The 9,194-nt window shown below is 63.7% G+C and carries 11 protein-coding genes; 3 read left to right on the forward strand and 8 right to left on the reverse strand.

The window, feature by feature from the left end; genetic code table 11:
- Positions 1-24: 24 nt before the first annotated feature.
- Positions 25-612, reverse strand: coding sequence for a hypothetical protein (locus BG842_RS07535; RefSeq protein WP_069450293.1), 588 nt, complete (start codon positions 610-612; stop codon positions 25-27).
- Positions 613-758: 146 nt separating this feature from the next.
- Between BG842_RS07535 and BG842_RS07540 the strand changes: the two genes are divergently transcribed.
- Positions 759-1,823, forward strand: coding sequence for a DNA primase large subunit PriL (locus BG842_RS07540; RefSeq protein WP_069450294.1), 1,065 nt, complete (start codon positions 759-761; stop codon positions 1,821-1,823).
- A 52-nt stretch (positions 1,824-1,875) separates the two neighbouring features.
- Here the strand turns inward: BG842_RS07540 and BG842_RS07545 are convergent, their stop codons facing one another.
- Complete coding sequence (locus BG842_RS07545) at positions 1,876-2,079, reverse strand: transporter (RefSeq protein ID WP_069450295.1); 204 nt, start codon at positions 2,077-2,079, stop codon at positions 1,876-1,878.
- A 325-nt stretch (positions 2,080-2,404) separates the two neighbouring features.
- On the opposite strand from BG842_RS07545, the gene BG842_RS07550 reads away from it, so the two are divergent.
- The gene (locus tag BG842_RS07550; protein WP_175424098.1) at positions 2,405-3,088 is read left to right on the forward strand and encodes an SWIM zinc finger family protein; all 684 of its coding nucleotides are present in this window, start codon (positions 2,405-2,407) and stop codon (positions 3,086-3,088) included.
- A 45-nt stretch (positions 3,089-3,133) separates the two neighbouring features.
- On the opposite strand, the gene hjc is transcribed toward BG842_RS07550, so the two are convergent.
- From hjc to BG842_RS07580, 6 genes are all read right to left on the reverse strand, one after another.
- On the reverse strand, positions 3,134-3,622 hold the full coding sequence (gene hjc / locus BG842_RS07555) for a Holliday junction resolvase Hjc (RefSeq protein ID WP_069450296.1): 489 nt from the start codon (positions 3,620-3,622) through the stop codon (positions 3,134-3,136).
- A gap of 76 nt (positions 3,623-3,698) precedes the next feature.
- Positions 3,699-3,977: a hypothetical protein gene (locus BG842_RS07560; RefSeq protein WP_069450297.1), complete on the reverse strand. Its 279-nt coding sequence runs from the start codon at positions 3,975-3,977 to the stop codon at positions 3,699-3,701.
- Positions 3,974-4,759, reverse strand: coding sequence for a hypothetical protein (locus BG842_RS29670; RefSeq protein WP_069450298.1), 786 nt, complete (start codon positions 4,757-4,759; stop codon positions 3,974-3,976). The genes BG842_RS07560 and BG842_RS29670 overlap by 4 nt, the downstream gene beginning before the upstream one ends.
- Positions 4,760-4,878: 119 nt before the next feature.
- On the reverse strand, positions 4,879-6,162 hold the full coding sequence (locus BG842_RS07570; RefSeq protein ID WP_069450306.1) for an adenosylhomocysteinase: 1,284 nt from the start codon (positions 6,160-6,162) through the stop codon (positions 4,879-4,881).
- Positions 6,163-6,213: 51 nt separating this feature from the next.
- Positions 6,214-6,837 carry a hypothetical protein gene (locus BG842_RS07575; RefSeq protein ID WP_069450299.1) on the reverse strand — a complete coding sequence of 208 codons (624 nt, stop codon included), beginning with the start codon at positions 6,835-6,837 and terminating at the stop codon, positions 6,214-6,216.
- A gap of 191 nt (positions 6,838-7,028) precedes the next feature.
- Complete coding sequence (locus BG842_RS07580; protein WP_069450300.1) at positions 7,029-8,321, reverse strand: amidohydrolase; 1,293 nt, start codon at positions 8,319-8,321, stop codon at positions 7,029-7,031.
- A 130-nt stretch (positions 8,322-8,451) separates the two neighbouring features.
- Here BG842_RS07580 and hisG point away from each other — a divergent pair.
- On the forward strand, positions 8,452-9,194 hold a 743-nt coding region (hisG, locus tag BG842_RS07585; RefSeq protein WP_069450301.1), incomplete at its 3' end, for an ATP phosphoribosyltransferase.

The following is a 9,194-nucleotide window of genomic DNA, read 5'->3' on the forward strand; positions in this document are numbered from 1 at the left end:
AACGACTCGATTCGATTTTCGCTTCTACAGGTTCCGGTCGATGACCGCCTTCGCCGACTGGGCCTTCTCTTTCCACCCGTACCCGGCCTCGTAGACGTGACGCTTGGTTTCGACCAGTTCCTCCGGCGAGGACTCCTCGAACCCGCCGCGCCCCCACGTTCCGCTCTTGTGGAGCCACTCGACGACGTTCTCGCGCGTCTCGGGCCACGACAGGCCGACCATCTCGTACCACGCGATCATGGCGAAGACGGCGTTGTCGTGACAGCCCGGAACGCTTCCCTTCTCGTAAATCGTCCGCATCGGCTCGAAGCTCGGCTCCGAGACGGTCTCTCGGAACTCGTCGGCGGTGAGGAGGCGTAAGGTTCCGTCGCTCTCCACGACCCGCTTTTCGTGACGAAGGCGGTCGAGCGCCGCGACGTGTGTGGCGTTCCAACGGCCGTGAACCGCGTCGCGGAGTTCCTCCTCCGTCACCGAATCGGCCGAGAGCACCGCGACGATGTCGGTATACGCTTTCTCGATGTCCGTCCACGGCTCCCCGTCGAACCGGCAGTCCGGGCCGTGGAGGTTCGTCGTCGTTCGACAGTCGGGGCACGGATAGGCGAAGCGTGGCACGAACCCCGCTTCTCACGCCCCGGTAATAGGTGATTGGATTCGGCCGAACCGGGGAAACGCGGGATTTCCGCGGGGGTCGAGCCGGGGAAATCTCGCGTTACCGCGCGACCGTCGCGTTTATCGGGCACCGCTCGAAAAGGCGATTAATGAACTCGCTCCATGCCCGATACCCGTTTCTCGCGTCCGCTCGCGAGGCGGTTCGGGACGCGAACCTCGACCTCGCGGCAGTCATCGCGGGGGAGGGCGACCGCCACCCGGCAGTCGAGCGCGGCGTGGAGCGCGTGCGACGGGCGCTCCTCGACGGGACCGTGCGCGCGCCGGACGACGGGCGGCGCTGGTCGACGTCGGCGGAGGTGCTTTCGTACCCCATCGCCCGGATGTTGGTGTCGCTCCTCGACGCGCCGGGAGCGGTCGAAAAGTACGCCAACGCCGAGGCGACGACGGCCTACGAGCGGTTCACCGCCGACTTCGAGACGCCGGATGACGGACTGAAAAGCACGCGAGGCACGTCGCTCACGCTCGAAACGTTTCTCGCCGATTTCGACCTCGACGACGATGTAGTGACCCGTCGTGACGGGTTCGGCGTTGCCGTCTCGACCTACATCTCGCTCGCTCGGGAGTTCGGCGACGAGTGGCGACTCGTGACGCGCCAACTCGACGATGGCGTCGTGGTCGTCTCGCAGGCGGAGCTACACGAACTGCTTCGGACGGCGGTCGAAATACGCATCGCCGACGACCTTCCCCTTCCCGTCCCTGACGAAATCGGCGCGACGCTCGCCGACGAACTGTCGGAACTGGAGTCGTCGTTCACCGACGCCGATTTCTCCCACGACATCGACACGCTCGCGCCGGAACTGTTCCCGCCGTGTATGTCGGCACTGCTCGCACGCGCTCGTGACGCGGAGTCGCTTCCCGCACACTCCGAGTTCACGCTCGTCTCGTTTCTCACGAGCATCGGACTCGACGCGGACGAAATCCTCTCGCTCTGTGAAGTTCGCTCGTCGGGACGCGCAGACCGGTTACGCGCCCGAATCGAACGGCTCCGGGACGAACGGACGACGCAGTTCGCGCCGCCGAGTTGCGCGACGCTCCAAGCGTACGGGGACTGTGTGAACAAGGACGAACGATGTGAGACGGTGACGCATCCGCTCGTGTACTACGAGGACGCGCTGGACGAAAATGGGACCGTGACGGATTGGCGCGACCGGTAGAGGTCGGTGTGACCGGGGGGATCGATGCGATCGGTACGAGTCTGTTCGAACGTCAGTGTTGATTCGCCAGCCAGAAGCCGACACCCGTCATGACGAGGACGAAGAGCGTGATGACGCCGACCATTTCGAGCGCGCCAGTGCCGGTGATTCCGCCGCTTTCGAACTGCGAGCCCACGACAAACATCGCTACGATAAAGACGCCGACCGACACGACGGAGACGACGATGTCGCGAACCGTGTCGTCCTCGAGATTCATGCTCTTCGTTTTCCGTGGTTGCGTCAAAAGTTCTCCGCTTCGAAGTTGCCGTCCGACTCTCCCCGAACTCGCGAGGTCGACGCCGTTTTAACGGCAAATCAGCGCCGAACGCGAACGCCGTAGAAGTTTCCCGAAGGCGGGACCGTTCCCGCGACACGGAAACGAGCCATTACCAGCGTTTTGCGGGGCAAGAAAAGCCGAGACTTGCGTTGACAGGTGAAAGCCTTAGGGTCGCTCGGTGCGTACTATGATACGTCGAAACCGACGTAGAGTGGCCGGTACGAGCCGATTTTCGTCGTCAGGTTTCACGTCGGAGGAAGCACCCATGATAGACACAGCCGCTTCCGGAAAAGTATCGCTGACGCCGCTGGCCGAGACCGAGGAGACTGACCCGCGGTCCCAACGCGCCAGAGCAGAGCGCATGTCCGTCACGCCGCTCGGTGGCGGACTGTACGAAGTCGAAAGCCAGAGCGACAACACGTACTTCGTGGATCTGCTCGGGAGTCGCTGCACCTGCCCCGACCACATGATGCGGGGCGTCCGGTGCAAACACATCCGCCGGGTCGCAATCGAGATCAACGAAGGTCGCGTCCCGCCGCCGGGAAAAGAGGCGGTCGAGTGCGCGAGATGCGAGTCAGTCATCTTCGTGGACGAGAAGACGGCGGCCGCCGGGCCGCACTTCTGCGACCACTGCCGACTGGAACCCGGCGAACCCGTAGTCGACCGCGCGACCGGCGACCTGTTGGTCGTCGTCGCCATGACCGACTATCGGGCCAACCAAGTCGAGGTTCCGGGCCGCGACTGCACCGTCGCGGAGTACCCGACGAACGAGGGCTACCCGACGGACGACCCAGTGGTCGAAGTGCTCTACCCGATTCCGTCGGGGCTTCGCCCCGAACAGGTCGAGCCGCGTCACGTGCGGCGCTACTCGTTCCCGCGTTCGCGGCTCCAACGCCCCGGGCGTCCGGGAAATCAGTCTGAACTGTCCGACTTCCCGGAACCGGAGTAGTCGAGCCAATTTTTCGGTTTTTCAACCCCGACCGCGGAGCGACGGCTACTCCAAAATCTCCGTCGCCTCGTCCACCGAGAGGACCCCCTGTTCGACCGCGTGGAGAACGTCCGAGACGCTGTGTTTCGACGCCTCGTCCTCGTCGTCTTTCCACAACTCGTCCATCGTCTCACCCTCGTTCAGCGCGGTCTCCTTCTTGACCCGGTAGTTCCCGCCCTTCGTCTGGTGGACGTCCGCCGGGTGGAAGAAGTACCAGTCCTCCCGGTCGAAGCGGGCGCCGATTTTCGGCTTCGCACCGAAGTTCTGCGAGAAGTAGACCAGCGCTTCGACTTCCTCCCCCGTCAGATAGATGGGGTCGCCAGCGCTCGATTTCGCCTCGATGGCGTAGAACGCGTTCCCGTTTCCGGCCAGCACGTCCGGCAGTTCGCGCTGCGTTGCCCCCCCGCTCGCGGGAGCGCGCATGACCGCGAATCCCGTGTCGTCGAGCCTGTTGACGAGTTCGCGCTCCCGCCTGTCACCTTTCCGATTCGCCATGTTGTTCGGTTCGACCTCTCGTACGCACCGACTTAGTTTCCCGCTTTTCGCCCGACGAAACGGGGATAGTGACGGTTCAGAGCCGGGGAGAGACCTTCCACTGGCTCTCGATCACCCAGCGCGATTCGTCCGTTTCGACGATTTTCACGTCCACCGCTTCCCACCCGAAGTCGCGCCTCTCGTCCGTCGTCTGCAGTCGCGCACCGATGCGGTACCACCCCGATGCGGACGGCGTGAACCGCATTTCGGCGTGGTCGCCGTCGCACTCGCTGTTCCAGTCGATGGCACCGACGCCGGGAAGGTCGTCCTCCGTCGCGTCCGCGGAGCCGATGCGTCCGACCCCGCAATTGCTCACGACCGCATCGTACTCGTCGAGTTCGTCGTCGTGCCGGTCGTGCCACGCCGCGTACCGCCCGCCGTGCCACTTGAACCGCCCGTTCCGTCCGACGAACGCGCTCGTCCCGCTGCCGCGACGACCGGACTTCTTTTCCCGTCTCCCTTTCCGCTACCGTTTTTCGACTTCCCCTTCCCGTTCTTTCCCTTCTTTCCGCCCCCACTTTTTCCGCTCTTTCCACCGCTACTTCTCCCGCCCCGTCCGCTTCCGCGGCTTCCGCCCTCACTTCCGCTTCGTCCACCCCGACCGCTCCGTCCGCCGCCGCTTCGACCTCCCCTGCCTCGTCCGGCGGCGACGCCGACGGGAAGGAGGGAATCGGGCGACAGACTATCCATCCACGTCCGAGAACTTTCTTCGTCGGTAGTCGTCGTGCTCTCGACAGTCGTTCGCGTCGTCGTGTTCTCCGCGTCCGTGTGCGTCGTCATCGTCGTAGTCGTCGTCCCCGAACCGATTCGGGCTTGGACAACGGGGTTCGCTTCGAACGTGACGACGACGGTTTCCCGTCTGTCGCCGGATTCGATGGCTTCGAACACTTCGGACTCGCGGGGTGGCGCTTCGAGCGCCGGGTCGCTTCCGTCCGATTCGGCGGTATCGGAATCGTCCCACGCGTTACCCTCGTTCGACGCAATCTCGTCGGTGGCGTATCCGGCGGAACTGGAGTCGGTACTCGAATCGGTACACCCGGCGGCACCGACACCGACGGCGAGCGGAACGCTCTTCTGGAGGAACTGGCGGCGTTGCATACGTCCGTTTGAAAAAGGAGACGGTAAATACTTGTTGAACGACATCTCGGGCGGAGAACGAAAATCCGACTCGACCCAACTCGACTCGAATTGCGCTCGATACGGGGAGAAGAGCGGTGTTACGTCCCGTGCTGCCAGCTACCCATGTACTCCTTCTGCTCGTCCGAGAGGGAGTCGAACTCCACGCCGTCCGCGTCGAGTTTGATTTCCGCAATCTCCTTGTCGAGTTCGTCGGGCACGTCGTGGACGCCAGCGTCGTATTTCTCGCCGTTTTCGACCATCTCGCGCACACAGGCCGACTGCACGCCGAAGCTCTGGTCCATGACTTCGACGGGGTGGCCCAGCGCGATGGGCGCGGCGAGGTTGACGAGGCGGCCCTCGGCGATGACGTTGAGTCGGCGGCCATCCTCCATCTCGTACTCGTGAACGCCGTCGCGGGCGTCGCGCTCGGCGACCGCGAGGTCCGCGAGGTCGTTCAGATTGACCTCCACGTCGAAGTGCCCCGCGTTGGCGAGGAGAACGCCGTCCTTCATAACCTCGAAGTGCTCTTTCGTGATGACGTCGCGGTTGCCCGTCGTCGTGATGAACACGTCGCCGACTTCGGCGGCCTCGGCCATCGGCATCACGTCGTAGCCTTCCATGTGGGCTTCGAGCGCGCGGCGCGGTTCGACTTCCGTGACGATGACGTTCGCGTTCTGGCCCGCCGCCTTCTTCGCCACTCCTTTGCCGCAGTAGCCGTAGCCGCCGACGACGACGTTCTTCCCGGCCCACGAGAGGTTGGTCGTCATGGCGATGGTCGCCAGCGACGACTCACCGGTGCCGTGTACGTTGTCGAACAGGCGCTTCATCGGCGTGTCGTTGACGGCGAAGACGGGGTAGTCGAGCGCGCCGTCCTCGTCCATCGCGCGGAGTCGGTGCACGCCGGTCGTCGTCTCCTCACAGCCGCCGACGACGGTTTCGATGAGTTCGGGATGGTCCTCGTGGATGGCCGCCACCATGTCCATGCCGTCGTCCACCGTGATGGTGGGTTCGAGGTCGATGACGGACTCGATGGCCTCGTAGTAACCCTCGTCGTCCACGCCGCGCTTCGCGTAGCAGGTGATGTTCGGGTGTTCGTCCAGCGCGGCGCTCACGTCGTCGTGCGTCGAGAGCGGGTTGCACCCGGTGACGGCGACTTCCGCGCCACCCTCCGCGAGCGTCTCGACGAGAACTGCGGTCTTCGCCTCGACGTGCATCGCCATGCCGATGCGCTGGCCCTCCAGCGGTTTGTCGGCGACGAACTCCTCCTGAATCGTCGTCATTATCGGCATGTGCTGGCGCGCCCAGTCCATCTTGCGGTGCCCCTCGGCGCGAGCGGACTCAACGTCGTCCAACTGCTCGCTTATCGGCGGATAGGTTCCCATACGTTCGAGATGGGCGAGCGCGTTCAAAACGGTACCGAAGGCGGTCAACGCCTATTCGTCGTCGGAGTCGTCACCGCGGTCGTGGTCCTTCTTCCCCTTGTCGTGTCCCTGTTTGTGGCTGTTTCCGGGGTGGTCGTCGTGACCGTTTCCGGGGTGGTCGTCGGCGTCGTGGCTCGACTTCGCGTGGTCGGCTTTCTTCTGTGCACCGGGGTTGTGGGACGTCACCCACGTCGAGATGACTCTCCCCGGGTGTTTCACGTCCTCGCCCGAGAGCAGTTGGTGGACGAACGAGGAGACACCGTGACCGAAGGAGTCGTCGGATTCGACGTCCTCGTTCGCGGGCGCGACCAGCGCGACGGTCGTCGAATCGGTCAGGTTCCCTTTCGTCGCCACGACGTGAATAGTGGTGTTGTTCGCAGGAGTCGGTAGTGCAATGGTTCCGTTTTCGTCGGTGGTGTAACTCCCGGCACCCGCGTAGGTGGAGTTGTTGAGCGCCTCGACGGAGACCGAGGCGTTCTCGGCCGCCGTTCCGTTCGTGGTCACAGTCACGATGACGTTCTCGTTTTGGGAGACACCGACCGTCAGTCCGTCAGTGCCAGTCGTTGCAAAGGCGGGCGCGGCGACGGAGAGCAGCACCGCCGCCGCGAGCAGTATCGCAAATCGTTTTGCTGTCATGCGATTTCTTCCACCGGGGATACCCCCATAAACCCCGATTCCCGTTTGGCATCGTTATATTTGTACATAAATAGTTCAGAGAACGCTAGAGAGTTTAAAAACCGATATAATCGTTCAATTTACCGTTGATGACAACTACAGAGTATGTGTTTTCGGGCGTGAAATAGTCCTCGTAAATGAGCCGCAGCTATCTACTCGGTAGCGCGTTCGGCGAGTTCCTTCGCCCGCTTTTCTGCGTTTTCCGTCACCGACTTTTCGTCCAGCGTGAGTGGTTCCCTATCTGCCATGAGGACAGTCCCATCACAAATCGTATGCTTCACGTCGCTGCCGCGCGCGGCGTAGGCGAGGTGGCTCACGAGGTCGTGATGGGGAACGAGATGGGCCGACGACAGGTCGATTACGGCGAGGTCGGCGTTAGCGCCCTCCTCGATGCGGCCGCTGTCGAACCCGAGGGCGGTCGCGCTTCCGCGTGTCGCCATCTCCACGACCGACTCGGCGGCGACCGCGCTGGCGTCGTTCGCGGCGAGTTTCCCGAGCATGGCCGCGTCTCGCATCTCGCCGAACATGTCGAGGTCGTTGTTCGACGCCGCGCCGTCCGTCCCGAGTCCGACCGTGACGCCCGCGTCCAACATCGCCTGCACGGGGGCCATCCCGCTGGCGAGTTTCATGTTCGAGGCCGGACAGTGGATGACGCCCGTGCCCGTCTCCGCCAGCAGGTCGATTTCCGTCGTGTTGACGTGGACGCCGTGGGCGACGAAATCGGACTCGCCGGTCATGCCCTTCTCGCGGGCGTATTCGAGCGGTCGTTTCCCGCGCTCCTCGACGATGGGGGCAACCTCGTCGCGGGTTTCGTTGGCGTGGTAGTGGAGCGGGACGCCGAGGTCACGCGTGCGGGAGATGTAGTCGTCCAGATACTCCTCGCCGACCGTCGTGAGGCTGTGTGGCATTACGGCCGTTGTGATGCGGCCGTCCGCCGCGCCGTCGAACTCCTCGGCGATGGCGAGGCTCGTCTCGAAGTCCTCGCGGGCGACTTCCTCGTCCTTTCCGATGGTCACCACGCCGTGACCGATTCGGGCGCGAAGCCCCGCCTCCTCGACGGCTTCGGCAACCTCGTCGACCTCGAAGTACATGTCCGCGAAGCCGGTCGTCCCGGATTTAATCATCTCCAGCATGCCGAGTTCGGTTCCGGCACGCACGTCCTCCGGCGTCAGGGCGGCCTCGACCGGCCACACGTCCTCGCGGAGCCACGAATCGAGCGGTTTATCGTCCGCATACCCGCGAAGGAGCGTCATCGCGGCGTGACAGTGGGCGTTCACGAGGCCCGGAATCACGAGGCCGTCGCTGGCGTCGAGCGTCTCGTCGGCGTCAGCGACGTCGCCGACGGCGAGAATCGTCCCGTCGTCCTGGTCTATCAGTACGTCGGCTCGTTCGACGGTCATGTCCGGTCGCAGTACCTGCCCCCCGGCGATTCGGAGCGTCGTCATGGCTCGGGGTTGTCGTCGCTCTCGCATGACTCTGGTGGATTGGAGTCCGCGATACGGTACGTTTTATCACGGTTTGCAGTTTGAACCGGGAAAGCAAGAGTAATCCGTCTGGCCGACCGAACCCGAGATAATGCGAATCGCGGTCCCTAACAAGGGCAGGTTGCACGACCCGTCGATGGAATTGCTCGAACACGCCGGGCTGCATGTCGTGGACGGTGCGGACCGCAAGCTGTACGCGAACACCGTCGACCCGGACGTGACGCTGTTGTTCGCCCGAGCCGCCGACATCCCGGAGTACGTAAGCGACGGCGCCGCCGACATCGGCATCACCGGTCTCGACCAGATGCGGGAGGCGAACCCCGGCAACGTTTCGGACCTCCTCGATTTGGGCTACGGCCAGTGTCGGCTCGTGTTGGCAGCACCCGAGGAGGGAGACATTAACGAAGTCGCCGACCTCGCGGGTAAAACGGTCGCCACCGAGTTCCCGAACGTGGCGAAACAGTACTTCGCCGAGACCGAGGTGTCGCCCGAAATCGTGGAGGTTTCGGGTGCCACGGAACTCACCCCCCACGTCGATATGGCCGACGCCATCATCGACATCACGAGCACCGGGACGACGCTAAAGGTCAACCGCCTCGGCATCATCGACGAAGTGCTGTCGAGTTCGGTTCGGCTGTTCGCCCGCGAGGACATGGTCGGCGATGAGAAGGTCGAACAGGTCACGATGGCGCTCCAGTCGGTCATCTCGGCGGAAGGCAAACGCTACCTCATGATGAACGCCCCCGAGGACAAACTCGACGAGATTCGGGAAGTGATTCCCGGCCTCGGCGGACCGACCGTCATGGACATCGCAGGAAACGGCAAGGTCGCCGT

Source organism: Haladaptatus sp. W1 (assembly GCF_001723155.1).
GTDB lineage: Archaea > Halobacteriota > Halobacteria > Halobacteriales > Haladaptataceae > Haladaptatus > Haladaptatus paucihalophilus.

What these genes read in the sequence shown, in the direction of transcription:
- BG842_RS07575 (WP_069450299.1), bottom strand. Translation starts at nt 6,837, where the DNA reads ATGACAGCAAAACGATTTGCGATACTGCTCGCGGCGGCGGTGCTGCTC.
- BG842_RS07570 (WP_069450306.1), bottom strand. Translation starts at nt 6,162, where the DNA reads ATGGGAACCTATCCGCCGATAAGCGAGCAGTTGGACGACGTTGAGTCC.
- BG842_RS07540 (WP_069450294.1), top strand. Translation starts at nt 759, where the DNA reads ATGAACTCGCTCCATGCCCGATACCCGTTTCTCGCGTCCGCTCGCGAG.
- BG842_RS29670 (WP_069450298.1), bottom strand. Translation starts at nt 4,759, where the DNA reads ATGCAACGCCGCCAGTTCCTCCAGAAGAGCGTTCCGCTCGCCGTCGGT.
- BG842_RS07550 (WP_175424098.1), top strand. Translation starts at nt 2,405, where the DNA reads ATGATAGACACAGCCGCTTCCGGAAAAGTATCGCTGACGCCGCTGGCC.
- BG842_RS07580 (WP_069450300.1), bottom strand. Translation starts at nt 8,321, where the DNA reads ATGACGACGCTCCGAATCGCCGGGGGGCAGGTACTGCGACCGGACATG.
- hjc (WP_069450296.1), bottom strand. Translation starts at nt 3,622, where the DNA reads ATGGCGAATCGGAAAGGTGACAGGCGGGAGCGCGAACTCGTCAACAGG.
- BG842_RS07545 (WP_069450295.1), bottom strand. Translation starts at nt 2,079, where the DNA reads ATGAATCTCGAGGACGACACGGTTCGCGACATCGTCGTCTCCGTCGTG.